Origin of the sequence: Bradyrhizobium sp. (genome assembly GCF_052389815.1) — a bacterium.
Lineage (GTDB): Bacteria > Pseudomonadota > Alphaproteobacteria > Rhizobiales > Xanthobacteraceae > Bradyrhizobium.
On sequence record NZ_JBQTHN010000133.1, the window covers coordinates 1 to 26,028 of the forward strand.

22 protein-coding genes, 1 tRNA gene and 2 pseudogenes are annotated in these 26,028 nt (G+C 61.9%); 8 read left to right on the top strand and 17 right to left on the bottom strand.

Going from position 1 to position 26,028, the window contains the following annotated elements; all coding sequences use genetic code 11:
* From ACT4OC_RS21385 to ACT4OC_RS21395, 3 genes are all read left to right on the top strand, one after another.
* Positions 1 to 503, top strand: a 503-nt coding sequence (locus ACT4OC_RS21385; RefSeq protein WP_444841025.1) for a chorismate-binding protein, incomplete at its 5' end; no start/stop codon positions are given.
* Positions 500 to 1,069, top strand: a complete 570-nt coding sequence (locus ACT4OC_RS21390; RefSeq protein ID WP_444841026.1) for an anthranilate synthase component II — start codon at positions 500 to 502, stop codon at positions 1,067 to 1,069. The genes ACT4OC_RS21385 and ACT4OC_RS21390, both read left to right, overlap by 4 nt.
* A gap of 382 nt (positions 1,070 to 1,451) precedes the next feature.
* Positions 1,452 to 1,523 (top strand) — tRNA-Arg (locus ACT4OC_RS21395).
* 414 nt (positions 1,524 to 1,937) lie between these two features.
* On the opposite strand, the gene ACT4OC_RS21400 is transcribed toward ACT4OC_RS21395, so the two are convergent.
* Positions 1,938 to 2,447 (bottom strand): GAF domain-containing protein, encoded by a 510-nt coding sequence (locus ACT4OC_RS21400; RefSeq protein ID WP_444841027.1) that lies wholly within the window; start codon positions 2,445 to 2,447, stop codon positions 1,938 to 1,940.
* 107 nt (positions 2,448 to 2,554) lie between these two features.
* Positions 2,555 to 3,280, bottom strand: a complete 726-nt coding sequence (locus ACT4OC_RS21405; RefSeq protein WP_444841028.1) for a haloacid dehalogenase type II — start codon at positions 3,278 to 3,280, stop codon at positions 2,555 to 2,557.
* Between the two features lie 294 nt (positions 3,281 to 3,574).
* On the opposite strand from ACT4OC_RS21405, the gene ACT4OC_RS21410 reads away from it, so the two are divergent.
* The gene (locus tag ACT4OC_RS21410) at positions 3,575 to 5,014 is read left to right on the top strand and encodes an FAD-binding oxidoreductase (RefSeq protein ID WP_444841029.1); all 1,440 of its coding nucleotides are present in this window, start codon (positions 3,575 to 3,577) and stop codon (positions 5,012 to 5,014) included.
* Positions 5,015 to 5,066: 52 nt separating this feature from the next.
* Here the strand turns inward: ACT4OC_RS21410 and ACT4OC_RS21415 are convergent, their stop codons facing one another.
* From ACT4OC_RS21415 to ACT4OC_RS21445, 7 genes are read right to left on the bottom strand one after another with little or no spacing between them, the layout of a single operon-like run.
* Positions 5,067 to 6,083 (bottom strand): CobW family GTP-binding protein, encoded by a 1,017-nt coding sequence (locus ACT4OC_RS21415; RefSeq protein ID WP_444841030.1) that lies wholly within the window; start codon positions 6,081 to 6,083, stop codon positions 5,067 to 5,069.
* Positions 6,080 to 7,660 carry an amidohydrolase family protein gene (locus ACT4OC_RS21420; protein ID WP_444841031.1) on the bottom strand — a complete coding sequence of 527 codons (1,581 nt, stop codon included), beginning with the start codon at positions 7,658 to 7,660 and terminating at the stop codon, positions 6,080 to 6,082. The genes ACT4OC_RS21415 and ACT4OC_RS21420 overlap by 4 nt, the downstream gene beginning before the upstream one ends.
* Entirely contained in the window at positions 7,647 to 8,603 is a 957-nt protein-coding gene (locus ACT4OC_RS21425) for a branched-chain amino acid ABC transporter permease (RefSeq protein ID WP_444841032.1), read from the bottom strand. The genes ACT4OC_RS21420 and ACT4OC_RS21425 overlap by 14 nt, the downstream gene beginning before the upstream one ends.
* Positions 8,600 to 9,487 (bottom strand): branched-chain amino acid ABC transporter permease, encoded by an 888-nt coding sequence (locus ACT4OC_RS21430; RefSeq protein WP_444841033.1) that lies wholly within the window; start codon positions 9,485 to 9,487, stop codon positions 8,600 to 8,602. The genes ACT4OC_RS21425 and ACT4OC_RS21430 overlap by 4 nt, the downstream gene beginning before the upstream one ends.
* Before the next feature lie 23 nt (positions 9,488 to 9,510).
* On the bottom strand, positions 9,511 to 10,722 hold the full coding sequence (locus tag ACT4OC_RS21435; protein WP_444841034.1) for an ABC transporter substrate-binding protein: 1,212 nt from the start codon (positions 10,720 to 10,722) through the stop codon (positions 9,511 to 9,513).
* A gap of 34 nt (positions 10,723 to 10,756) precedes the next feature.
* Entirely contained in the window at positions 10,757 to 11,491 is a 735-nt protein-coding gene (locus ACT4OC_RS21440; protein WP_444841035.1) for an ABC transporter ATP-binding protein, read from the bottom strand.
* Positions 11,488 to 12,264 carry an ABC transporter ATP-binding protein gene (locus tag ACT4OC_RS21445; protein WP_444841036.1) on the bottom strand — a complete coding sequence of 259 codons (777 nt, stop codon included), beginning with the start codon at positions 12,262 to 12,264 and terminating at the stop codon, positions 11,488 to 11,490. The genes ACT4OC_RS21440 and ACT4OC_RS21445 overlap by 4 nt, the downstream gene beginning before the upstream one ends.
* Positions 12,265 to 12,463: 199 nt before the next feature.
* Here ACT4OC_RS21445 and ACT4OC_RS21450 point away from each other — a divergent pair, with 199 nt between their 5' ends.
* Positions 12,464 to 13,033 (top strand): LuxR C-terminal-related transcriptional regulator, encoded by a 570-nt coding sequence (locus tag ACT4OC_RS21450; RefSeq protein ID WP_444841037.1) that lies wholly within the window; start codon positions 12,464 to 12,466, stop codon positions 13,031 to 13,033.
* Between the two features lie 20 nt (positions 13,034 to 13,053).
* Here the strand turns inward: ACT4OC_RS21450 and ACT4OC_RS21455 are convergent, their stop codons facing one another.
* Positions 13,054 to 14,523, bottom strand: coding sequence for an NAD-dependent succinate-semialdehyde dehydrogenase (locus tag ACT4OC_RS21455; protein WP_444841038.1), 1,470 nt, complete (start codon positions 14,521 to 14,523; stop codon positions 13,054 to 13,056).
* A gap of 179 nt (positions 14,524 to 14,702) precedes the next feature.
* On the opposite strand from ACT4OC_RS21455, the gene ACT4OC_RS21460 reads away from it, so the two are divergent.
* The 3 genes from ACT4OC_RS21460 (at position 14,703) to ACT4OC_RS21470 (ending at position 17,220) form a co-directional block, all read left to right on the top strand.
* Positions 14,703 to 15,047 carry a tRNA-binding protein gene (locus ACT4OC_RS21460; RefSeq protein WP_444841039.1) on the top strand — a complete coding sequence of 115 codons (345 nt, stop codon included), beginning with the start codon at positions 14,703 to 14,705 and terminating at the stop codon, positions 15,045 to 15,047.
* 156 nt (positions 15,048 to 15,203) lie between these two features.
* Positions 15,204 to 16,508, top strand: a complete 1,305-nt coding sequence (gene gabT / locus ACT4OC_RS21465) for a 4-aminobutyrate--2-oxoglutarate transaminase (protein WP_444841040.1) — start codon at positions 15,204 to 15,206, stop codon at positions 16,506 to 16,508.
* A 217-nt stretch (positions 16,509 to 16,725) separates the two neighbouring features.
* The gene (locus ACT4OC_RS21470; RefSeq protein ID WP_444841041.1) at positions 16,726 to 17,220 is read left to right on the top strand and encodes an Lrp/AsnC family transcriptional regulator; all 495 of its coding nucleotides are present in this window, start codon (positions 16,726 to 16,728) and stop codon (positions 17,218 to 17,220) included.
* Positions 17,221 to 17,256: 36 nt separating this feature from the next.
* Here the strand turns inward: ACT4OC_RS21470 and ACT4OC_RS21475 are convergent, their stop codons facing one another.
* The 7 genes and pseudogenes from ACT4OC_RS21475 to ACT4OC_RS21505 form a co-directional block, all read right to left on the bottom strand.
* Positions 17,257 to 18,615 (bottom strand): tyrosine-type recombinase/integrase, encoded by a 1,359-nt coding sequence (locus tag ACT4OC_RS21475; protein WP_444841042.1) that lies wholly within the window; start codon positions 18,613 to 18,615, stop codon positions 17,257 to 17,259.
* Positions 18,616 to 19,113: 498 nt separating this feature from the next.
* Positions 19,114 to 19,869: a CbtA family protein gene (locus ACT4OC_RS21480; protein WP_444841043.1), complete on the bottom strand. Its 756-nt coding sequence runs from the start codon at positions 19,867 to 19,869 to the stop codon at positions 19,114 to 19,116.
* Between the two features lie 10 nt (positions 19,870 to 19,879).
* Positions 19,880 to 20,032 carry a CbtB domain-containing protein gene (locus ACT4OC_RS21485; protein ID WP_444841046.1) on the bottom strand — a complete coding sequence of 51 codons (153 nt, stop codon included), beginning with the start codon at positions 20,030 to 20,032 and terminating at the stop codon, positions 19,880 to 19,882.
* A gap of 311 nt (positions 20,033 to 20,343) precedes the next feature.
* Positions 20,344 to 20,925, bottom strand: a complete 582-nt coding sequence (locus tag ACT4OC_RS21490; protein ID WP_444841044.1) for a hypothetical protein — start codon at positions 20,923 to 20,925, stop codon at positions 20,344 to 20,346.
* Between the two features lie 62 nt (positions 20,926 to 20,987).
* Positions 20,988 to 21,991 (bottom strand): annotated as a pseudogene (locus ACT4OC_RS21495) (DUF6925 family protein).
* A gap of 71 nt (positions 21,992 to 22,062) precedes the next feature.
* Positions 22,063 to 23,207, bottom strand: a pseudogene (locus ACT4OC_RS21500) (ribonucleotide-diphosphate reductase subunit beta).
* 11 nt (positions 23,208 to 23,218) lie between these two features.
* Positions 23,219 to 26,026, bottom strand: a complete 2,808-nt coding sequence (locus ACT4OC_RS21505) for a ribonucleoside-diphosphate reductase subunit alpha (RefSeq protein WP_444841045.1) — start codon at positions 26,024 to 26,026, stop codon at positions 23,219 to 23,221.
* Between the last annotated feature and the right edge of the window lie 2 nt (positions 26,027 to 26,028).

Consider the following 26,028-nt stretch of genomic DNA (forward strand, 5'->3'; position numbering starts at 1 on the left):
TACTCACGTCCGAGAAGGACCGTGCCGAGAATATTATGATCGTCGACCTCCTCCGCAACGATCTGTCGCGCGTTTGCGCTGCGCATTCGGTCAAGGTCCCCGCGCTGTGTGGGCTCGAATCCTATGCCTCGGTGCATCACCTCGTGTCAGTCATTACAGGGAAACTCGCGGGAGACCAGGACGCCGTTACCCTGTTGAAAGCTTGCTTTCCCGGCGGCTCTGTCACTGGAGCGCCGAAGGTGCGATCGATGGAGATTATCGCCGAAATCGAAGGTGTGGCGCGAGAGGTTTATTGCGGGGCGATCGGTTTCATTGGCTTCAACGGGCGCATGGACACAAATATTGCGATCCGAACTGTAACGATCGAAGATGGATTGGCTGTCTTTCATGCGGGTGGCGGGATCACGGCGATGTCGGAGCCCGACGCCGAATACAAGGAGACGCTCGCCAAGGCGCAGCGCATCTTTGACGCGTTTCGTCCCGAAGCAGGCAGCGCGACATGATCGCGATCATCGACAACTACGACTCCTTCGTCTTCAACATTGCCCGTTACTTCCGCGAGCTCGGGGAAGTCACAGAGGTGATCCGAAATGATGTTATCACCGTCAGCGATCTTGTTCGGCTCAGGCCGCGCGCCGTGGTCATCTCGCCGGGCCCCTGCACTCCAACCGAGGCCGGGATCTCCACGGCCGTCGTCCGTGAGCTCTCTGGCCGCGTCCCGATTCTCGGCATCTGCCTCGGACACCAGTGTATTGGGAGCGTTTTTGGTGGACGCGTCGCGCGCTCACGTCGTCCCATGCACGGACGGGCCTCGCATATAACTCATGATGGCCAAGGGCTATTCAAGGAGCTTCCGTCCCCGCTTTGCGTCGGGCGCTACCATTCTCTCGTGGTTGAATTCGACGATTTATGCCGATCACCTCTCATTGTGACGGCGCGTTCGGACGAAGGCGAGATCATGGCGCTCGCCCATCGCCATCAACCAACCTATGGCGTGCAGTTTCATCCGGAATCAATACTTACCCAACAGGGGCACGCGTTGTTTACAAACTTCTTGCGCCTCGCATAGATGTCCCGCGCTTGACGATCGAAGACAACGTTGGGCACACCGCGATCTAATCCGCTGAAACACCCCCTCCGAAATGAAGATCCCGCTTGGGGTTGGGGTTTCGCAATTTGACATCGTTGCGGGGGCTCGCAACGTGACCGCTGCTGCGGCGGCAGTAATTTGGTTAGTTGGACCTGAGGCACCGGCGTCCCGAATCCGGTTATTGCAGCGTGTAACGTTGTTAAACCTATATCTTTGGCTCTGTGTGCCGGCGATTATCCCCGTTCGTTTCTGGTGTAGCCGGGGTTATTCTGGGGTTGGCCCCGCCCATGCTGGAATAATCTTCAGCGCGCTTTTTCAGTTCGTTGCGGAGACGTGCACCTACCTCAAATTGCTTTTTCAGGCGGTAGCTTGAACGATTAGCGTTGCCCTCCGAAGGCAAAGGTCACACGTTCGAATCGTGTCGGGTGCGCCATTTCTCTTGGTGTCCCAAGGCGATGCGGACATCTAGACCAAACTCTAGATCCGCTTGGTCGCGCGAGTAAGCAATCCGAATGAAATTGTTGCGGGCGTACTGATCTCTTGGCGACAAGCGAAGCTTGTTGGAAATTCATCCGCCGCCCGCTGCGGCCCAAGTCTTGCTGCTGGCTCCGATCGCGTCGGCCTCTAACCCGAGAATCTCGCGCAGAGCGCCGGCAGCGAGCCACTATTTCGCGACCTATTATCGCGACGAAGCGCACCTTTACGTCGAGCATTTCCGCTGCCAAGGCGCCAGCTCATTTAATGCTTCGAGGTACCGTATATGAGACCTACAAGCTAAGCGGGAGGTGTTATCATCTTCTCCGGAGCTTCCGCGCTTTCGAGAAACGACTGACGTGACCGGAGCCGCCTAAGCCTCGTCAAGCCTATGGACTGCATCCAGCAGCACTGGAACCAGAACAGGTGCGAAAGTCTCGATCATCCCCACGTGCTGCTTGGTATAGTGGTGCTCCCGATGGTTCAAATTCAATGAGCCAATGCATTTTCCGTCGTAGACGATCGGGACACAGATCGCCGACCCGCATCCCAGACTTTCAATCTTCGCATGATCGAAAAACGCTGACCGAATTCCTCGCAAATCGGTCGCAAGGAACGTCTCTTGGCGCCCGATCACCAGATCTCCCCAAGCGGTGGAAGCCATCGGCTTGCGAACGCCGGTTGGGTAGAGCTCGTCTTCGGTCGTGAAAATCCGTAGCGTCTCTCCTCGGTGAACGAGAAACAAGGTTACGAAAATGAAGCCGGCCGTTTCTTGAAGTACATCCTTCAACACTGCATAGAAAGGCTCAGGCTGCCCCGGCATCCGAAGCGACTGTAGTAACCTCCGTGTGGCATCGGATACGTCTCCGGTTGTCATCTCCATCCACTTTCAATCCAACGCATTGCGACCGATGATATCGTCTCGCTACCCGCCGTCTCGCAGAACGGCGCCTTGCTTCAAGTTGTCAGAGCAAGCTAAACGACCGCGGGTCATTTGACCCGCAGTTGCTCCTGATGAGCCTTGACGAGATCGTGCGTGCTGTTGAATCGGAAGTCGAAGTGCGGCATCTGGCCCGGATTCATGGTGGCTCCGAAGCCTTCCTTATCGTGACGACGGTAGATCCAGCACGACTTCAAGCCGTGCTCGTTCGCCGGCTTGTGGTCGTGGAACATGCTCTCGGCGGTGTGCAGGATCTTCTCCTTCTTCACGCCGATCTCTCCCAGCTTTTCGATCATGTACTCGAAGTTTCGAGGCGACGGCTTGTACGATCCGATGTCCTCGGCTGTGTAGATCGCATCGAACTCCACCTGGAGCCTGCGGTTACTTGCCTGGAACGTCTCGTTGTCCACGTTGGAAAGGATGACGAGCTTGAAATACTTCTTCAGATACTGAAGCGCTCCCGGGGAGTCCTCGAACGTCGGCCAATTTCCGACGGACCGGCCGTACTCGACGCAATCTTCGTGGGTCACATGCACGCCCCACTCCTCTGCGAGGCGCTTGTAGACGATCGGCAGCAAATCCCGATATCGCTTCGCCGGGGTATATTTCTGCTGACTTGACTCATGACGTGCGTGCGCCTCCAGAATCTGGTCGCGCGTGAGTGGATGCTTTACGCGATCCGTGAGGCTCTTCAGAGCCTCGACCATCCCGCCCTCCCAATCGATCAAGGTACCGTAGCAATCGAAGGTCAGCGCGTCGAAATCGGTGAGCAACATGTCGATGTCTCCTCTTTGATTGTATCAGTATAGGCCCGACGGATGGCGGGATCTCCGCGTCGACGCGATCCGCTCCGTAGAACCGATCGATTTTCGGCTTCGTGCCGGCACAATCTGCCGCCAGCGCGCAAGCCGGCCCCGGAAGGGATGAAGACGATGAATACAAAACCTCAGCGGTGCGAACTGCCGAACATCGCGGCATTTCGGCATCCGCTCCTTCGAAACGACTGCCGAACGGCAAGCGATGCCGCGCAACTGCGCGAAGATGATCCGACGCCAATCGGGATCCGCAACATGTCTCAGTCGGTACACGTTCACGCCTTTCGCGACGTTCTTGACGGCGGGGGCATCGTCGACGATCCAGAACGGATCGCGACCTACACGACGGATCAACGCCAGCTCTTCACCGGCTCGACGTTCGCCGTGCTGAAGCCGGCGACGACGAAGCAGGTTGCCGACATCGTGCAGCTGGCGGCGCGCCTGGGCATCGGACTCGTTCCGCAGGGCGGCAACACCAGCTACTGCGGCGGCGCGACGCCGGACGCCTCCGGACGGCAGATGATATTGAGCCTCGAGCGGATGGACCGGATCCGGGAAATCGACCCCGTCTCCATGAGCATCTCGGTCGACGCCGGCGCCATCCTGAAGAATGTACAGGACGCGGCGGCGAGCGTCGGACTTCTGTTGCCGCTCAGCCTCGGCGCGGAAGGTAGTTGCCGGATCGGCGGCAACATCGGCTCGAACGCCGGCGGACTGTCGGTCGTCAGATACGGGATGACGCGCGATCTGCTCCTCGGGATCGAGGCGGTGCTGTCGGACGGCACCGTGGTCTCCGACATGCGCAAGCTGCGGAAGAACAATACCGGCTACGACATCAAGCAATGCTTCGTCGGAAGCGAGGGGACCCTCGGCATCGTCACGGGCGCCGTGTTGCGGCTCGCGCCCATGCCGGCCCGCCGCGCGACCGCTTGGCTGAAGCTTGCGGCGGGCGCCCCGCTCGCAGAGCTTCTCGGCCTGGTGCGAAGGGAATCCGCGGAACTGCTCACCACGTTCGAATTCATGACGGCGAGATCTATCGCGCTCGCGACCGACGCGACGACCAACCCGCCTTCGGTCGATGCAGGCCCGGGAGGCGCCGTGCTCGTCGAGCTCGCCTCCTCCTCCAGTCATCTCGACCTCGACGGGCTGATGGAAGCCGTTCTCGGCGAAGCCGTCGAATCCGGATGGATCGAGGACGCCTTCCTCGCTCAGAGCAGAGCCCAGCGGGCCGCGATGTGGGAGGTCCGCGAGAACATTCCGGAGGGCGAGAAGCGCCGGAATGGATCGGTCAAGCACGACATTTCCGTGCCCCTCTCCGCTATTCAGCGCTTTCTGGACCTCGCCGGCTCGCAGGTACAAGCGTATGGGCCCGATCTCGAGCTCTCCGTCTATGGCCACGTCGGCGACGGCAATCTGCACTACAACGTCCTGGTCCCTCCGGACGCCGATCGGATCGAGTTCACCAGGCAGATCGAAAGCGACCTGTCGCTGCAACTCTACGACACGGCAGCGACCCTCGGTGGCACCTTCAGCGCGGAGCACGGCGTCGGGCGCTTCAAGAAGCATCTCCTGGAGAAGTACGGCGACGCGGGCCGCATCGCCGCGATGCGCCGGATCAAGACTGCCTTCGATCCGTCGGAGATCCTGAACCCGGGCGCGGTCGTTCGCCCGTTCGAGCCCGGTAGCGTCCGCTGAGATCTTCAGCGCTTCTCGTCCGAGCGACACTGGTGGTCCTCCCACGCGCCGTTCAGGCGGCGCGCCTGGATGTGATCTTCAGAGCGGGCCTGACTTCCGCCGAGTAACCGGCCGACATGGAGGTCAGTTCGTCCAGGTCGAGGTCGCGCGCGATGATGACGATTCCACGTCCCGTCATCGGAGTGGCTTCCACCCAACGGGGCTCGGCGAACGTCGTGCCGACACCGTCGATCAGGATCGGTCGGGCCGCCCCGCCCACGGAAACCAGCCCTTTGACGCGCAGCAGCCGGTCGCCACAAAGTCCCGCGAGGTCTTCAAGCCAATCGCCCAGATCCCTCCACGGAACGGAAACCGGCCATTCCGCGAGGAAGACGCCGAGCCGCGAGTGATCGGTGGCCGCGATCGCCTGGAATTGGCCTGGCACGATCCGTGCTTCGCCCCCGCTCGGCGCGAAGGCGGCCCGGGCGCGAGCCTGCCTGTCCGCCGTGGCGATCAGGCCGGCCGTCGGATTGAATTGTCGGACGACGCGCTCTACGGCAGCGATATCGTTCGCCGAGACCCGGTCGAGCTTCGTGACCACGATGGATCTGGCGGCGGTCAATTGCGCGGACCGGATCGGAAACGTCACATCGTCCGTTTCCGGATTGACGGCATCCAAAGTGGAGACGATGCGCAATCGGTATTCGGCCCTGTCGTAGCGCATCAGCGAGCGCAGAATGGGGCCTGGCATCGCCAATCCGCTCGTCTCCAAGACGATGCGGCGGAATTCACCGGCGCCGGATTGCCGACGGACCGCCAGCAGCTCGTCGATCGCCGCGTGCAGGTCGTCACCGAACGAACAGCAGACGCATCCGTTGCCCAGCAGCGCCATCGGAAGATCGCGCCGGCCGGAGGAGACGACGGCGCCGTCGACGTTGATCTCGCCGGCCTCGTTCACGATCACGCCGGTGTCCGCCGAATCCGGCAGCGAGAGATAGTCGCACAGCAGCGTCGTCTTGCCGCTGCCGAGGCTGCCGGTCAGCAGAACGAACTCCGGCGCGGTCGGCCGGCCCTGAGAGCCGGTTCTCAAGCCGCGCTCCGTCGCGCTTCGACCATCTCCTCGACGTCGGCGAGCAGTTCGGCCGGACTAAAGACTGCGCCTTCCTTGATGACGCTCGAGATGCTGCGCTTCCACACCACCGAGGCCGTCGGATCGTCCAGTCGCATGGCGCCGGTCCCGTAGAGAAGCTTGAAGTCGTTGAGCGGATTCTCGTCGTGCACCAGGATGTCGGCGAGCTTTCCGACTTCCAGCGTTCCGACGTCGTCTTCGACGCCAAGAAGCTCCGCACCCCAGGTGGTCGCGGCCCGCAAAACCTCCAGGGGCGTGAATCCCGCCTCCTGCAGCAGCTCAAGTTCGCGGACAAAGCCGAAACCGTAGGTCTGGAACATGAATCCGGAATCCGAGCCGACGCACACGCGTCCGCCGAGATTCTTGTAGTCGTTGACGAACCTCATCCAGAGCCGGAACGTCTCGCGCCACTCGACCTCGTTTGTGGTCGACCAGCGGTACCAATAGGCCCCGTGTCCGCCGCGCTGCGGCTGGAAGTAGGCCCACAGCGTCGGATCTGTGAAGCGGTCGTGCCAATCCGCGCGGCGGGTGCGCATCAGGTCGCGGTTGCCGTCGTAGACGTTGAAGGTAGGGACGAAGGTGTGGCCGCCCTCGAGAAACGCTTGGAGGACCTCGTTCCACTTCTGCGAGCCCGGCTGCGCCGCCTGGAGGAATGTCTGTCCGGCGGTCGAGAATCGGAGGTATTCGTCGTTGTAGTCATACTCGGGCGGGAAGGACTGCAGTGTCTGACCATCCAGCAGCGCCTCGGGGATGCCGTAGGAATGTTCCGTGCTCGTCAGTCCCCATTGGGCGGTCCGCAGCGAGTTCATCCGGCCCACCGCGAGTTGCGCATGATGACAGCAGGTGCGCAGGCCGAGGCTTCGGCATTGCTCCAGCGCGGCCTTCATCATCGCCGGCGGAGCTCCGAAGAACTTGATGCCGTCCGCTCCCCGATCCTTCACGGCCTGGAGCCACCGGCGCGCATCCTCGGGAGTGTGAATGGTCTTCACATAGTCGTTCGTACCGGGGAACGGCGCGTAGGCCAGGATGCGAGGAGCATCGATCCGGTGATCGGCCGCCGCCTGCTTCTGCTGCAGCGTCCACTGCAGGCCGTTGAAGCAGCCGGTCTCGCGAACGGTCGTGACGCCATGTGCCAGCCACAGCTTGTAGACGTAGTCGGCGTTCGGCATGGGCCCGTTCTCGGCGTGGAACGGCGCGCCGATGTGGGCATGGGCATCCACCAGTCCGGGCGTCAGGAACTTGCCGGTGCAATCGATCTCGAAGTCGCCCGCAGAGGGACGGCGGTCCGGATTGATCGGCAGCTTCGGCGTGCCGACCTTCTTCAGCGCCGTGATCCGGCCGTTCTCGACGACCACGTCGGCGGGTCCCCATGGCGGGGCACCGGTACCGTCGATGATCGAAGCCCCGCGCAGCACCAGTCGCTTGAACGGTCCGCGCCCGCGGGTCCGGGCCGTTGCGGCCTCGACCTGAGGCAGACCGGCCGCCGCGAACATTCTGGCGAACTCTTCGCCGGCGCCGTCGGTGTCAGGTCGCGTCATCGAGTATCGCCTTCTTTCCGTAGCAGGCGCCCGGAGCGGAGCGCGATGCGCCCAGGCCCGACCGTTCGTTGGTCATCCGGAACGCGCCGTCGGGCCGCAGTTGCATGACGAGGATCAGGGTGACGGCGATCGCGAACTCGCGGAGCGATGCGATCTGCACGGCATCGAGCCCCGGGACCGCGGCGGCGATGAAGCGCGTCGCCTCCAGCAGCGCAACCAAGGCCAACGAGCCGACCACGGCGCCGGCAAGGCGTGTGTAGCCGCCGACGGTGACCGCCAGGAAGATGTAGATCGTCAACTGGACGATGAAGACGTCGGGTGCGATGTAACTGGTGAAGTGCGCATAAAGCGCGCCGGCGAGCCCCGAGAGTGCCGCGCCGATTCCGAACGCCTGGAGCTTGAGCCGGAGCAGGGATTTTCCGGCCACGGCCGCGACCTGCTCGTCGTCACGCACAGCGCGCAGCGCGCGCCCGAAGGGCCTTCGAAGAACCCAGTTGAGCAAGAACGCCACGATGCCGACGAGCGCCCAGGTCAGGACAAGATAGAAGAGGGGAAAGGCGTCTCCGAGATGGCTCTTGAGCGGCGCCACGATCCCCGAGATGCCGTCGCTGCCCTTCGTCAGCCACTTCTCGTTCGTTTCCGCCAGACGCAGGATCTCTGCGAACCCCAGGGTCACGATCGCGAGGTAGTCGCCGCGCAGGTTGCGGACGACGAAACAGAGAGCTACGCCTACCGCGGCGGAAACCGCAGCGGCTGCGGTCCAGTCGATCCAGATCGGATACCCCGCTCCCGAGAGCAGCGCGGACGTATAGGCGCCCAAGCCTACGAACCCGACCAAGCCGAGGTTCACCAGTCCACCCTGCCCCCATGCCGTGACCAGGCCAAGGGAGAGCAGCGCGTAGAATCCGGCAATCGTGGCGGCGAATATGAGATAGGAGATCATTTTCGCACCCCCGAGGCGCCGGAGAAGATGCCGCCCGGCCGCGCGAGCAAGGTGATCAGGATCGCGACGAAGGCGGTCAGGGACTGGTAGACCGGAGGGAGGACCAGAAGGCCCAACTCGCCTATGACCCCCATCAGAAGGGCGCCGGCGACCGCTCCCGGCAGGCTGGTCAAGCCGCCGACGACGCTGCCGGCGAAGATCAAGAGGATCAGCCTGGATCCCGTCGACGGATCGACGCTGGTGTCAATGGCGAGGAGAGCGCCGCCGACGCCTGCCAATCCCATGCCGATGAAGGTGGCGAGGTTGGCGAGGCGGACCGGTTCGATGCCCTTAAGCCGCGCGAGGTCGACGTTGTCGGCGACGGCGCGCATGGCTTTGCCGAGTTTGGTCAGCGAGAAGAACAGCGCGAGAAGGACGGCGAGCCCGATCGCGATCTCGAGGTTGTGCAGCTGCTGAAGTCCGATCCGGATGCCTGCGACCTTCATGTCGCGGGCGATCGGCATGTCGAAGCTGTTCAGGCCGCTACCGAAGGAGAAACGATAAACGTTCTCCAGCGCCATGTTCAGGGCGATCGAGACGACCGCCACCATCAGCGGCGTCTGAGCGCTCGGCTTGCGTCGTATCGGAGCGAGGGCGATGCGGTCCGTCACGACGCCCAGAGCCCCTGCGACGAGGAAGGCGATGATCAGGACCGGCACCAGCGGCAGATGGAGCGTCGTATTCGCCAGCCAGCCGGCATACGCGCCGGCCGTGAGTTGCGCAGCGACGCTGAAGTTGACGAAACCCAGCACGCTGAAGATCAGCGTCAGTCCGAGCGCCGGCAACGCGATGAGCGCGCCGACGATCAGTCCGTTCACCAGATACTGCAGCAGGTCGGTCAACATGGCGTGCGCTCTCGTTCGCTGCGTCAGCCGACCTTGCGGACGACGAGCTTGCCGTCGTGGACCTGCTCATAGCGGAAGAACACGCCCTTCACGTCGCCGTTGTCGGCGAATTCGAGCGGACCGCTCGGACCGTCGTAGTTCACCTGTCCGCCGCCGACGACGGTCTTCAAGGCCTCGGTCGCGTCGTCGGTCCGCTTGCCCTCGCCCTCGGAGATCGCGCGCAGATTGTCGCGGACCATGGTGCCGTTCGCGTGGCCGGACGTCGCACGCGCGAGCGCCAGCGATGTCAGGACGACGTGATCGTAGACCTGGCAAGAGTAGCTATCGAGGGAAGGCCGCTTCATCTTGGCGATGAGCCGCTTGTACGCTTCCGAGTTCTCCGCGGCGGACGGAACGAGGGAATAGGCGCCTTCGGAAACCTCGGGGGGAACGGCTTTCGTCAGCGCATCATTGATGCCGAAGGAGAAGCCGACCTTCTTGCCCGAGTAGCCGGCGCGGTAGAGGTCCTTCAGCACGACCGAGGTGTCGGGAACGTAGCCGCCGAGCACGATGACGTCCGGCGACTCCTTCAATGCCTGATCGACTTCCGATCTGTAGCTCGACTTCTTGTCTTCGTAGATCAGCCCGTTGCCCGAGCCGCCGGCGGCCTTGAAGATTCCGGAGATGATGTCGATGTACGACTGCGCGAAGGGAGTCTGCGGACCGAGGAAGAACATCTTCTTGGCGCCGAGCTCGATCGCATATTTACCGACGCTGGTGCCCTGAAGGGTGACAGTGGGCGACGTCCGGAAGATGTACCCGTCGTGCGGCAGCTTGGTGATGCTGTCGGCGCCCGACGATGTGAGCAGGACGGTCTTTCCGTCCCAGCACAGCGGCGCGATGGCCGACGTAACCGCCGAGGCGTACGAACCTCCGATCGAAACCACCTTGTCGACGTCGATCAGCTTGTGTGCGGCACGGACGGCAGCCTCCGGATTGCTCTGGTCGTCCTCAACGACGATCTGGATCGGACGTCCGCGGACACCACCAGCGGCGTTGATCTCGGTCTCCGCGATCTTGGCCGCCTGGCCCATCGTGGCGCCGAACTGGCTCGTCGCTCCCGTGAGCGGAATGATCAGGCCGATCTTGATCGGATCGCCCTGCTGCGCCCAGGAGCGCGAAAGGCTCGACGACAGCATGAGCCCGCCGACGCCGAGGCCGGCCTGCAGGAAAGTACGTCTATCCAAATTCGACATGTCCAACTCCTCACCGTTCGTCAGTTGTTATGCTTCAATGCCGGAGCGCGACCGCCGGAGCGGCCCGCCCGAGGAACAGATGCCTGATCTCGTCGTCCTCGATCACGGAGGCCGCCGCGTCGTCGCGGACCTTCCTACCGGCGACGAGGACGACGCCGCGCGTGCCGTACTCCAGCGCCAGAAGTGCGTTCTGCTCGACCATGAGGATCGCCAGACCGCTCGCCGCGAGGTCGCGGATCAGCACGAAGATCTCCTTTGCCGCAGCGGGCGAGAGACCCGCCGTGGGCTCGTCCAGCAGCAGGACGCTCGGGTTGGTCATCAGGGCGACCGCAACCGCCGGCACTTGGCGTTGACCGCCCGAAAGGTTGCCCGCCTTGTCGCGAAGCCGTCCGCGCAGCATCGGGAAGCGGTTCAACTGCTGTTCGATCCGGCTCTTCAATCCGGATCGCAGCAGGTAGCCGCCCATCTCGAGGTTTTCCTGGACCGACAGGCTTCCGAACACGTTCCGCTCCTGCGGCACGAAGCTGACGCCGCGTTCGCAGGCGGCATGCGCGTCCCCGGCGGGAAGAGCGGTGCCGTCGATCGAGACATCGCCGGTCCGCTTCGGCAGAAGGCCGGCGAGCAGCTTCAGGAACGTCGACTTGCCGGCGCCGTTGGGACCGATGATGACGGCGAGCTCCTTGGGCGCCACCGTCAGATCCACGCCCTTCACGATCAATTCGGCGGTCGCGTAGCCGCCGCAAACAGCGCTTGCGCTCAGCGTCGTCATTGGAGCTGGACTCCCAGATAGCATTCCTGCACGCGACGATCGGCCGTGACTTCGTCGAAGCTGCCTCTCGTCAGAAACTTGCCTTCCGCCATGACGATGACGTCGTCACAGAGCCGCTCGATGAGCTCCATCTCATGCTCGATCAGCAGAATGGTGACGCTGGATTCGCGGATTGCGGCGAGCTGGTCGGCGATCTCGCCGACGAGAGTCGGATTGACCCCTGCCATCGGCTCGTCGAGCAGGACCATCTTGGGCTCCGCGAGGAGCACCCGGCCGATCTCCAGAAGCTTCTTCTGTCCTCCCGAAAGATCGGTGACGAGGTTGTCGAGCACATGGTCGAGCCGCAGTTGCCTTGCGACGGCGAACGCACGTTCGCGCAGCGCCTGTTCCTGCCGGTGGACGGCGCCGGGATTGACGAGAGCGCGGAACACGCCCTCGCCCACCTGCTTCGGCCCGTACAGCATGAGATGTTCGAACACCGTCATGCGCGGACACCCGCGCGCGAGCTGAAAGGAACGCACCAGACCGGATCGGGAAACGACTTCGGGACGCGCGCGAGCGATGTCGACGCCGTCGAAGCGCACGGCACCGGCGAAGCCGTCGAAGAGTCCGGAGATGCAATTGAAAACGGTCGTCTTGCCGGCGCCGTTGGGGCCGATCAGACCGGTGATGGTGCCTGCCTCGACGGAAAACGTCGCGCCGTCGAGAGCGCGGACGCCGCCGAAACTCGCCCTGATATCGTTCACCTCAAGCAACGACGCGCTCGTTGGCATCGGTACACCTCGTGACGTTCCACCGGACGGATGAAGGGTTCGGCCCGTCTTTGCGCCGTACCCGCCGGATTTTCCCCGGCATTTCTATTTACCCGTTTCCGCCCATCACCTATTCAGTTAGGTTAGTCTGGCCTATACACTTAATGCTATAGGTGCCGGACACTTAAGTGTCCGGCCGGAACAAGGCCGGGGAAGAAGCATGAGAAACTCGTCCGCCGAGATCGACTACCGCCGTGCCTTTCAGGACGCGCCGGTAGGCCAGGCCATTGCCAGCAACCGCGTGATCACCGCGTGCAACAAGGCGTTCGCCGAAATCTTCGGCGGCAAGCCGAGCGAGTTCACCGGAACGACCTTCGAGCGGCTGTATCCGAGCCATACCCATTTCGAGAGCGCCGGCGTGCGCGTCGGCCCGCAGCTCTCGAAGGACAAGGTGTTTTCGGACGATCGCGTGATGCGTCGTCTTGACGGCGAACTGTTCTGGGTCCACGTGCGCGGCTTCACCTACACACCCAAGGACCCGCACCGGAACACGCTGTGGGTCTTCACCGAACTGTCGAGCCGACAACCGAAGAAGCTCACGATCCACGGCTCGCTGACGCCGCGGGAGCGCGACATCGCGGCGCTGTTGATCGAGGGAAAGACCGGCAAGGAAGCCGCGCTCGCCCTCGGGATAAGTCCGAGGACGGTCGACATCTACAAGACCCGGCTGCTTCGCAAGTACAGCGTCACGAACACGCCGGACCTGGTACAGAGGCTTCTCACCGGTTGACCGACCGGCGCTCCGCCAGCTCATTGCGCGGTCAGTCCACCGATGTGGAAGGCCTTGATTTCCAGGTATTCGTCGATGCCGAACTTGGATCCTTCGCGACCGATGCCGGATTGCTTGATGCCGCCGAACGGCGCCACTTCGAGCGAGACCGACCCCGTGTTCAGGCCGACCATGCCGAACTCCAGGCGCTCGGCGACGCGCCAGGAGCGGTTGACATCCGAGGTGTAGAAGTACGACGCCAATCCGTATGGCGTCGCGTTGGCGATCTGGATCGCTTCGTCTTCGTGCCTGAAACGGAACAGAGGAGCGACGGGCCCGAAGGTCTCCTCGTTCGCCAACTGCATGTGCACCGTGGCGTTCGACAAGACGGTTGGCTCGACGAACTGGTCCTTTGCCCCGGTCTTTCCGCCGAGCATCAGGGCGGCGCCATTGGAGAGCGCGTCGTCAATGTGGCGACGGACCTTGTCGACCGCGGCGCGGTTGATCAGTGGGCCAATCGTGACTCCTTCGCGCAGCCCGCTGCCGACGACGAGCTTCGACGTCGCGGCCAACAGACGGTCGGCGAACTTGTCGTAGATCCCGTCCTGAACAAGCACTCTATTCGCGCAGACGCAGGTCTGGCCGCCGTTGCGGAATTTGCTCGCCATCAATCCCGACACGGCGAGATCGACATCGGCGTCGTCAAATACGATGAAGGGGGCGTTGCCACCTAGTTCGAAACTGACACGTTTGACCGTGGATGCCGACTGCTGCATGAGGAGTTGGCCGACGCGCGTGGATCCAGTGAACGAGAGCTTGCGGACTGAAGGGTTCGAGGTGAGCTCACCGCCAATCCCTTGGGGCATTCCGGTCACGACCGAAAGCACGCCTTTCGGAAAGCCGGCGCGCTCGGCGAGCACGGCCAACGCCAGCGCGGAGAACGGGGTCAGTTCGGAAGGCTTCGCGACGATCGGACAGCCGGCGGCCAGAGCCGGGCCCGCCTTGCGGGTGATCATCGCGTTCGGGAAATTCCAGGGAGTGATCGCTGCGGAGACTCCCACCGGCTCCCTGAGGACGAGGATCCGGCGATCGGGCGTCGGAGCCGGAATGGTGTCGCCGTAGAGCCGACGCACCTCTTCCGCGAACCATTTGATGAAGCCGGCGCCGTAGCGGATCTCGCCGGCCGATTCCGCGAGCGGCTTGCCCTGCTCCATCGTCATGATCAGAGAGAGATCGTCGATGTTCTCGAGCATCAGCCGGCACCACTCTTCCAGCAGCCGCCCCCGTTCGCTGCTGGGAAGCGCGCGCCAGGCCGGCCAGGCTTCCTCCGCCGCCCTGATCGCCTGTCGGGTTTCCTCCGCGCCTAAGGCTGGTACTTTGCCGATCTCGGCGCCAGTGGCCGGATCCGTGACCGCGAGCGTGGCGCCCGCAGCGGCGTCGACCCAATCGCCGCCGACGAACGCCTGCTCACGAAGCAGACTCGGATCCTTCAAACGCTCGCGCAGCGACATGGAGACCTCCCGAATTGAGGTCTCAAGCATTGCACCGTCGTCCCGGCAGGCTCTGCTGATGAATCCGGTCCGACGCGCGGATAATGCCGTCTCCCTCTCTCTTACAGAATGTCCTGCTGCTCCCAAGTGGTCTAATGAGCCTCCGGGCGAGCCGCCCGGAATCGACGGAGTGATACGATATGACCGACCTCAAGGCCCTGGCCACCTACGACGACTTCGCGCGTCTCGACATCCGGATCGGCAAGGTCGTAGAGGTCCAGCCTTTCCCCCGGGCGCGCAATCCTTCCTATAAGGTCGGCGTCGACGTCGAAGCCGATCGGATCATGTGGTCGAGCGCCCAGATCACGAACTACACGCCGGAGGCGCTGATCGGCACGCCCGTCGTCTGCGTCTGCAACCTCGGTCCCAAGAACATCGCCGGCTTCACGTCCGAGCTCCTCATCCTCGGCGCGAAGGATGCCGACGGCAACGTGATCGTCCTGAGCCCCCGCAGCGAGGTCGCGATCGGAGAGCCGATCTTCTAAGGCGCGCGACAGCACGGCCTGCCGTTTGGCGGTCGAACGACGATAATGCATGCTGTTTGGCCGTCGTCTTCGGCAAATTGATCGAGACGACGTGCGTAGGATCCCGACAAGGCCGACGCCGGTGGCGAGGCCGATACACCAGCAAGGGATCACGCCATGTCAGCCGCTCACAGCACCGCCGCCGAACTCGCCACTCTGCGCAACGCCAACGTTCCGCGTGGGGTCCTCACTGCCCATCCGATCACGATCGCCCGCGCCGAAGGGGCGCACGTCTGGGACGTCGAGGGCAAGCAGTATCTGGACTTCGTCGCCGGCATCGGTGTGCTCAACGTCGGGCACAATCATCCGCGCGTCGTGGCAGCCGTCGAAAAGCAGCTCAAGGACGTCACGCATATGGCCTTTCAGGTCACCGCGTACCGGCCGTATCTCGATCTCGCCGCAAAGCTCAATCGCCTGGTCGGAAAGGGCGAGCCCTACAAGAGCATCTTCCTGACGTCCGGGGCCGAGGCCGTCGAAAATGCCATCAAGATCGCGCGCGCCTACACCAACCGCTCCGCCGTTATCGCGTTCAGGGGCGGCTTTCACGGCCGCACTATGCTCGGCGTCAGCCTCACCGGCATGAGCCAACCGTATAAGCAGAACTTCGGACCGTTCGCCTCCGAGATCTTCCACACTCCGTTCCCGGACGCCTATCGCGACATGACCACCGAGCGTGCGCTGGATGCCCTGGACGAGGTGTTCGCAACCCAGATCGCCCCGGATCGCGTCGCAGCGATCATCATCGAGCCCGTGCAGGGCGACGGCGGCTTCCTGCCGGCTCCGGTACCTTTCCTCAAGGCGCTCCGCGAGATCACCAAGCGCCACGGCATCGTCCTTATCGCCGACGAAATCCAGACCGGCTTCGGACGGACGGGCAAGCTCTTCGGCTTCGAGCACTCCGACATCCAGCCCGATCTGGTGACGGTCGCCAAGAGCCTCGCCGGCGGCTTTCCGCTCTCCGGCGCCGTCGGCCGCGCCGAGATCATGGATGCTCCCCTGCCCGGCGGTCTCGGTGGTACCTACGGCGGCAATGCCGTCAGTTGCGCCGCGGCGCTCGCAGTCCTCGACGCCTTCGAGAAGGACGGCCTGCTCGATCGTGCCGAGAAGCTCGGTCAGCGGCTTCAGACAGGACTGCGCGAGGTGGCGAAGAAGCACTCGGTCATTGGCAACGTGCGCGGCTTGGGCTTCATGCAGGCGATCGAACTGGTCAGCGACCAGAAAACCAAGACCCCGGATCCCGATCGCGCGCAGCGCGTGATCGACAGCGCGCGTCAGCGGGGGCTCTTGGTGATCAAGTGCGGCGTCCACCGCAATGTCATCCGCTTCCTGGCTCCCATCGTCGTTTCGGAGGAGGATCTCGACAAGGCTCTCGGGATCATCGACGCTGCGCTCTCGGCCGAAAGCGTGAAGGCGGTCGCCTAGGCCAAGCTCCGCGGAGACGGCCGGACTCCTAAGTGTCCGGCCATCTCCCGATGGAGGCCGGAGCGCTTATAATGGCATGGTTCGAGGGCCGCTGTCCGGTGCGTCCCAAGACTGCCAGAAAATGCCGCGCCGCGAAGCCCAGCTGTGACGCGACTTTCTCAGTGCTGGTGAACAGTCCCGGCGAAGGAGGACACACCGGCAGCATGGAGACGATTAATTGAACGGGGTCCCGAAGCTCGACCGAATTGACTTGAACATCCTCGTCCAGTTGCAAAAGGACGGCAGGATGACCAATGCCAATCTGGCCGAATCAGTTGGCCTTTCGGCGAGCCCGTGCCTGCAGCGCGTCAAACGACTTGAATCGGCCGGTTACATCACCGGTTACGGCGCCCAGATCAATCTTGCGAAACTAACCGAGAGCATAACGGTCTTCACGGAGGTCACCCTGGTAGATCACCGCAGGGAAGATTTCGTAAAGTTCGAGGCCAATATGCGCAATGTTGACGAGTTGATGGAATGTCACCTCATCAGCGGAGGCTATGATTATCTATTGCGTTTCGTATGTCGCAACATCAACCACTATCAGGAGCGGATGGAAAACCTGCTCGAACGTAACATTGGGATCGAGAAATACTTCAGCTATATCGTGCTGAAATCACCCATTGTGAAGCATGTCCTCCCGCTCAAAACGCTGCTCGATCCTCCGGCATGAGCCAAGCCATAACGTCGTTGCTGGCGCTCTTTCCGCCTAGGCAGCCAACCGGCGCTCCTCTTCGCTCTCCTCTGCATCGGCGCCCGAAGCCCTCTTCAGGAAGCGGGCCAGAGCGGCTTTCCGCGAATCACGGTCCAACGCGTACGCGGTTTGTTTGAACTCAATGCCGTCCAGGAGCCCTTGAATGTAGCCCGAGATCGTGTCCGCGGCCATGATGAGCGCTGTATCGAGCGTATGGATATATTTGCTCGTCACCGAACCCTTGGCATGGCCAACCAGCGCCGCAATGGTCACCTCAGTAAAGCCGAGATCGTTGGCGATACTCGCGAAGCTGTGGCGCAGGACGTGAGGCGTAATATCGGATAGCGGGGAGTCCTCGAAGAGATGCTTCCACTGGTTTGGAAAGCTACCGAAGGCGTTGTCTTCGCCCTGCCCCGGGAAGACGTATGTACCGACATTGTCCGTGCGCCGTCGCTCGAGATATTCGACGACAGGCAGGCCAATGGGACGAATGGATTCTCCCTCCTTACTGTCTTCCAACCGCAAGCAACTCGATTCGGTGTCAGCTTCCGTCCATTTCAATCCGATCATCTCGCTGCGGCGGCAGCCGGTCAGCGCAAGCTGACGAACGATGTCCACGACCGTGGCGTACTTCTCCTGCGTGGCAGCGTCGCGGAGAATCCGACCCAATATTCGATACTCCGCCTCCGATAGACGACGCTTTCGCACGTTATCCTTTGGCTTGCGGATGCCGTGGGCTGGATTGGTTTCAATGATGCCCGCTTCGACGGCATACGTGGGGATACCGCCGAGAAGGCCAACGGTGCGGGTGGCCGTTCCAGCGCCGCCGCGAACGATGGCCTTTCCGCGTAGCTTCTTGGTCTTGACCGAAACCCGCGTCTTTCCGGCCATGATGTCCTTGAGGACTTTGTTGATGTCGGTCTTGGTGAGATCCTTGACCCGCCGGGTTCCTATGAGGGGAATGATGTGACGCTCGATACGGCCCGTATCGGTGACGATCGTTGAGGCCTTCTTCGGTCGTCCGCCCTTCCCCAAGATGAGACCGGCCTGGAGATCAGCGAAATAGCGAGCGCATAGCTCTTTCACGGTGATCGCCTTGTGATCGAGCTGGCGATCCTCAACGGGGTCGTCACCCCCAGCGACCCGACCGAGCTGCACCTTTGCTTCTCGGCGTGCAGTCTCGGGCGCCCAGGCTCCGTGAAGCCCAATTGTGTAGCGTCGCGAGCGACCACCTATTCGATACTGGATGACGTAGCTGCGCTTACCTGAACTAAAGACCCGGAGTCCGAAGCCTGGCAGCTCGTCGTCCCAGATCAGGTAATCCTTTTCTTGGGCTTCCGCCGCCTCGACAACCCTCTTCGTAATCTTGACCATGACGTTCCTTCGTTCCGGGGACGATCTCTCGCGTAAGCAGGACGTAAGCAGGCGGGAGAAAATCGGTGCGGGTTTTCGGATAGGAACGTCGCTGTTGTTTCTGAGAATATCCAGTTGCTTCAGGTGGATAGCGTAGCATAGCGTGCCCTATCGCATTTTTAGGACGGGCACGTTATCTTGCTCCGAAGGCAAAGGTCACACGTTCGAATCGTGTCGGGTGCGCCAATTTCTCTTTATTTTTCAGCATGATGTGCGCTACTCGGCCGATACGCGTCATTCGAGCGAGTAAGCAGTCTGGGACAAATCGCCAACAAGCGCAGATATCTTGGCGATTGACGATCTCGGCCGGAAATCCACCAGATCAACAGCAACGATCGCTTATTGAAGTAATCAGCTTCACACGCGCTGATTGGAGCTCACATCCACATGCGAGCTGAGGATCAGGCGATGCGCTGCGAAACAAAGATCGATCCCAGTCTCATACTTGACTAGGCGCGCTCAGGTCTCGTTGACCTGAGTATTCGTGTCGAAGTACGAGAAGACAACGCTGGTCAAGCCGCCCAGCATGGACCAAAAGACAAGGCTCGTCAGTGTGACAGCTACGACAAACTGGTGGGACAATGACGTCGGCACGTTTGTCTCAACGTGCTCTAGCTCCGGTGCACCGATGAGATGCGGCAATATGATGAGGATCAGTCCTGCGATCGAAGCCGGTGCGGAGCGCCGGAAAAAGATTAGACCTAGACCTCCCGCCGTCGCGAGCGCCGCTACGACCCACCAGATCTGGCGTGACAACAAAGGCGCCGCCGGCACTCCCGGTAATTCTGGAGGCAAACCAAGTCCAGGCGCAATCGTAAAGATGGTAAAGCCCGCGAGGCCCCACATCAGGCCCTCGTGCCACGACACATGGCTTCCCACGTTGCCGGTCCGCAGTGCGAAGAAAGCCGCCAGAAGCAACGCGAAACCTATAGCGGTTAACACATTGGCAGCAGCCGTGTAGGCGTTTCGCTCAAGGCCGTCGCTTGGCTCCCAGGCCTCTGTGGCGTGCTCGTGTTCTGCGTGGTCATGAGCGGCAACCGTCGACTGAGAGCCAGCCGCAACCGGTTCAGTCTTGTGAGCCTCAGCAGCCTTCTCGAAAACTTCGGCCTTCAAGATCAACGGCACTGTGCCGAACTGCTGGATTACGGTGACAATCGCGCCAACGACCAATCCCGCGATAACCGACGAAAACACGATCGAGCGAAACGTGCTCATGTAGGGCGGATCAGTGGCAGGGGAAGGCGTTCGAATGACGCACGTCGTGCGCGGCGTTATGGACTACGTCGATGTGGGAAAAACCAACCACGCCGACAATGAAGATGCCGAGCGCCATGGCCATCAGCGACTGCGCAAGCCGACCGACCTTGCCGGCCGGGATCGCATGCGTGTGTTTGGGTCATCGTTTTTCTCCACCTGTGACGGGGTTTGGTTCTACCAAGTTCCGACCGATGTCGCGACTCGTAAGATGCAAATTGGTGCCGGGCGGAACGCGATTGCGCGCAATCTTGATGGCGGCCGCCGACCTGAACGCTCCCTCAAATTCGGCAAAATAGGCGAGACAGTCGCTCGGGGCCGGCTCAAAGCCCAGTAACGCCCGAAACGCTCTACGGTGCACGGCGCACGCCCCGGCGTGATCCCCAATCGGGAACATCAAGGCGTCAATGTCGGAACGCCAGAACGCCTTGTCGTTCAAGTCGAAACCACACGTCCACGGCGGAACGGGTTGATCAGCCGGACGATTTCGCAGGCGGCGACGAGCCCGATCAGCCACACAAGGTTCAAAAAGCCGAGGCGCGCAATGATCGCCGCCGTGAAGGCGCCTGCGCCGCCAAGGAATGGCGTCACCGCGAACAGCACGAGTTCGTAAGCGCCGTAAGCGCAAACCAGGGTCAGTGCCAGGACCAGCGGAGTGCGGTTCAGCAGAAGGAAGTGCAGGACTGCGACGGATGCCGCGGTTGCGGCAATAGCGCCCGCGCCAATCGCCAAGCCCCACATCACCGTATTGGTGTCGATCAGATAGTGGTGCACACCAAATCCTATCGCCTGATTGACCAGCGAAGCGCCTGCTGCGACGAGCAGTGCGGGACGTAGCGGCAACATTGCCGCGGCGACCACGGCAAAAGCGGCGAACGGTGTTGCACAGGCGAGCGCAAAGCTGGCGAGGGCACAGGAAATTGTCAGTAGCGCGAAGCAGAATAGCGGGGCATGCCGCTGTTCCACCGGCGCCAGGCGAAGACCTGTAGCCGGAACGGGAAAAATGGTGAGAGCCATGAATGATCTCCTTGCTCGCAATCTAATACATTTCGCTAGGCCGGGACAGGCCAAGCGTAACGTCAATGCAACGCTTCCATGGGGTCTGCATCAGTGGGACCGAGCCGATCGCAGGCCGACTGCCACGCCGCAAGGGTGGCTGATGTCTGGTCCAGTGCCTGCAACTGGCGAAGCGTGACGCGCAGGGTGGCGCGGGCAAAGCGCTCGTCCGGGACCGCAACCATGGACGGTTCACGACCGGAGGCGACGGCATCAACGATCCGCCGCTTAACCGCAACGAGATTGGGATCGCCATAACGTTCGAGTAGGGCCTGGAAGGCAGTGTGGCAATCGTGCCGGAACGGGCGCGCTCGGCCAAACGGGTCGCGAAGCGGATGCGGAGGATAGAAATGCGCGCAGGGAATCCAGCCTTCTGGCAAGGGCTCCGTCGCCGCATGGGTGCGGCGATGCGCCAGTAGTTTCGGCAAGATGTGAGTATGCGGCCCTTCGGGGCTTTTGCCGTCCGGCGGCGGGATCGGTTGGAATACTTCAGCCCGTCCGACGCGGCTCACAAATACGCGATGAGGATTGGCCGCAAGCAAGATGCGGATGGCATCATTGCCTGGAGTAAATAAGGATTTCCGGTGCGGCTCCGCAATGCCGAGACAACCGCCGGATCACTGACGCGAACGCAAGCATCTATCTGCAAGGTGCCAAGGCCGAGATCGAACAGGACGCCGTCGCGATCCTCGGCGCGCAAGGCGTCGCCATCTGCGCCGATTTCCGTGAATACCTCACGTCCGCTCATGGTACAGGATCCTTGCGGAAGGCAGAGCGCCACCCGATGGCTCCAGCTTTCGGTGGTCAGAGACTCCGAAGCAATCAGGCGCAGATCAGGTTGCGGCACCAGGCGTAGACCGCCTTTGTTCGTCACAATGCTGATGGCGTCTCTCGCGTGGTTCAGCTTCACTCTCTCGTCGGCACCCCGGATGAACTCGGCGATGGCACCGAAGGTGCCGACGCTCCAGCCTGTGGCAGTGCTGGCAAGATGGTCGGAAAGACTCTTCACGAGATGATCTGCGGTCATCTTTCCTAACCCGTTGCCTGAAATGCGATGTGGCAAGGAGCTTCGGGCTCACTCGCCACGATCGATAGCCGCTAGTCCCAGCTTAGAGCGCCTCCGTTCTGATATTCGACCACGCGAGTCTCGAAGAAGTTCTTCTCCTTCTTCAGATCCATCGCCTCCGACATCCACGGGAACGGATTTTCGCCTCCGCAAACACTGGCGTCAACCCGATCTGCGCGCAACGGCGGTTCGCGATGAAGTGCATGTATTGCTCGCATAGCGCCGCGTTCAAGCCAAGGAAACCACGCGGCATTGTATCGCGACCATAGGCAGCTTCCAGCTCGGCAGCCTCGCGGATCATGCCACGGACCTCTTCCTGAAACACCGGGGTCCAAAGATGCGGGTTCTCGATCTTGATCTGATTGATCACGTCGATGCCGAAATTGAGATGGATGCTCTCATCCCGCAGGATGTACTGGTACTGCTCGGCGATGCCGACCATCTTGTTGCGTCGCCCGAGCGACAGGATCTGCGCGAAGCCGGTATAGAACCACATGCCTTCGAACACGACGTAGAAGGCGACGAGATCGCGCAGGAAGGACCGATCCGCGTCTGGCGTGCCCGTTTTGAACGAGGGATCGTCCAGATGTTGCGTATGCTTCAGTGCCCACGCTGCCTTGTCCGTGATCGAAGGCACCTCCCGGTACATGTTGAATAACTCGCCTTCATTGAGGCCGAGGCTTTCGACAATGTACTGAAAGGTGTGGGTGTGAACCGCCTCCTCGAAAGCCTGGCGCAGGAGATATTGGCGGCATTCGGGATTGGTGAGGTGCCGGTAGATGGCCAGCACGATATTGTTGGCCACCAGCGACTCTGACGCGGCGAAGAAGCCCAGGTTGCGCTTGATCGCACGCCGTTCATCATCCGTCAGGCCGTCACGAGACTTCCACAGCGCGATGTCGGCCTGCATTGAGACCTCGGTCGGCATCCAATGATTGTTGCAGCCGGCGAGATACTTCTCCCAGGCCCATTTGTACTTGAGCGGAAGGAGCTGGTTGACGTCGGCGCGGCAATTGATCATCCGCTTCGCGTCCACCGAGACGCGGCCGCCGGCTCGGTCGATCGTGCCCAGGCCGGTCTGATCGACCGGCTCGAGCTTCAGTTGGACCATGGGCCGCAATGCCGTCACAGGAAGAGCTTGTGCAGCCGTCGATTCGGTATCTGACCAGTCGAGCATTCTACCTCTCCTTACTGGCAGGCTTCGCATTCCGGATCGTCGATCCGGCATGCCTTGACGCCATCAAGGTCGGGAACCGCAACCGTCGCCGTCATCATCGGCGGGGCATGCGACGCTGCTGGAGCGGCGGAGACCGCGTTCAGCTTTCCGTCGGTGCCCTTCAGGGTCGACTTCTCGACGTGAGTCGCCGATCTGGACCGCAGATAATAGGTTGTCTTGAGGCCTCGGTTCCAGGCAAGCCGATAGAGGGCATCGAGCTTCTTGCCCGACGGATTGGCGATGTAGAGGTTGAGGGACTGCGCCTGATCAATCCATTTCTGGCGTCGCGACGCCGCTTCGATCAACCAGACGCTGTCGATCTCGAAGGCGGTCGCATACAGCGCCTTGAGGTCATCAGCTATCCGGTCGATCTGGCCGACGCTGCCGTCGAAATATTTCAGATCGGACACCATGACCTCGTCCCAGAGCTCGCGCGCCTTGAGGTCGCGGACCAGGAACTCGTTCACCACGGTGAAATCGCCCGACATGTTCGATTTGACGAACAGATTCTGGTAATTCGGCTCGATCGACTGGGCGACGCCGCAGATGTTGGAGATCGTCGCGGTCGGCGCGATCGCCATTGTGTTGGAATTGCGCATTCCGGTGGCGATCACTTTCCGCCGCAGGCTGTCCCAGTCCAGAGTCGTGGAGCGATCCATGTCGAGGCTGCCGCGGGCGTCAGCCAGGATATGGATCGAATCGATCGGCAGGATGCCCCTCGACCAGAGCGAACCGTCGAAAGATGGATACCGGCCGCGCTCCGCGGCGAGATCGAACGACGCCGCGATGGCATGATAGCTGATGGCTTCCATGCTGCGGTCTGCGAATTCGACCGCCGCCTCGGACGCGATCGGAATCCGCTGTGCGTGCAGCGCATCCTGAAAGCCCATCAGCCCGAGGCCCACCGGCCGATGCCGAAGGTTGGAGCGGCGTGCTTCGGGGATGGTGTAGAAATTGATGTCGATGACGTTGTCGAGCATCCGCACGGCGATCCTTACCGTCCGCTCCAGCTTCTCGTGATCGAGTCCATTCGGGCCGACGTGATTGAGCAGATTGACCGAGCCGAGATTGCAGACGGCCACCTCGTCAGCCGAGGTGTTCAACGTGATTTCGGTGCAGAGATTCGAGGAATGCACCACGCCGGCATGCTGCTGCGGCGAGCGCAGATTGCAGGGGTCCTTGAAGGTGATCCAGGGGTGGCCGGTCTCGAACAGCATGGTGAGCATGCGGCGCCACAGGTCGGTCGCGCGGACCTTCTTGAATACGCGCATTTCGCCACGTGCTGCCTTCGCTTCATAGAGCGAATAGCGTTCCGCGAAAGCCGTGCCAGTCAGGTCATGCAGATCGGGTGTCTCATCCGGCGAGAACAGCGTCCATTCGCCATCCTCAGTGACGCGCTGCATGAACAGATCCGGCACCCAATTGGCCGTGTTCATGTCATGGGTGCGGCGGCGATCGTCGCCCGTGTTCTTGCGCAGATCGAGAAATTCCTCGATGTCGACGTGCCAGGTCTCGAGATAGGCGCACACGGCGCCCTTGCGCTTGCCACCCTGGTTGACCGCAATCGCCGTGTCGTTGGCGACTTTCAGGAAGGGGATGATGCCCTGACTCTCGCCGTTGGTTCCCTTGATGTGCGCGCCGAGCCCGCGGACCGGCGTCCAGTCGTTGCCGAGGCCGCCGGAATATTTAGCGAGCAGGGCATTGTCCTTGATCGATTTGAAGATGCCATCGAGGTCATCCGAGACTGTCGTCAGGAAGCACGACGAGAGCTGCGGCCGCAGCGTGCCGGCGTTGAACAGAGTCGGCGTCGAGGCCATGAAGTCGAACGACGACAACAGATCATAGAATTCGGTCGCTTTGGCCTCGCGGTCGATCTCGCGCAGGGCCAATCCCATTGCCACCCGCATGAAGAAGGCTTGCGGCAACTCGATCCGCTTGCCTCGCACATGCAGGAAGTAACGATCATATAGCGTCTGCAGGCCGAGGAACTGGAATTTCAAATCGCGCTCGGGCTTCAGCGCAGCCGCAATCGTGGTGAGATCGAAACGGCCAAGCTCCGGATCGAGCAGCTCTGCGGCAATGCCGGTTTTCAGATAGGCCGGGAAATAGTCGGCATATCTGGTTCCCATCTCGGCCTGCGACGCGTGGGTCGGCACGCCGTGGACGTACGACAGGACCTCGCCGCGGAGCTTGTCGAGCAACAGGCGGGCGCTGACATATGCGTAGTTCGGCTCCTGCTCGACCAGCGTGCGCGCGGCCATGATCGAGGCCAGAGCCAACTCGTCCTCGCTGATTCCATCGTAGAGATTGCGGGTGGTCTCGGCCAGCACGGGCCCCGCGGCAACGCCGTCGAGACCGGCGCAAGCCTCGTTGACGATGAGCTCCAGCCGTTTGCCATCCAACTTCGCCCGCGATCCGTCAGCCAACGTGACATGCAGCGTCGGCTCGGCTGTGGCGGTTGTCTCCGCGACCGCTTCCTCGGCCCGCTTGCGGGCGCGATCCTCGCGATAGAGCACATAGGCGCGCGCCACCTTGTGATTCTCGCTGCGCATCAACGCGAGTTCGACCTGGTCCTGTACGTCCTCGATGTGAAAGGTCCGGCCTTCGCCGGCCCGACGGGTCAGCGCCGCGAGCACCTCGGCCGTCAACTGCTCGACGGTCTCATGCACGCGCCGTGAGGCAACCGCCGTGTTGCCTTCCACCGCGAGGAAGGCCTTGGTCATTGCGACGGCGATCTTGGCCGAATCGAATGGGGTCACCTTGCCATTGCGCCGGATGATCT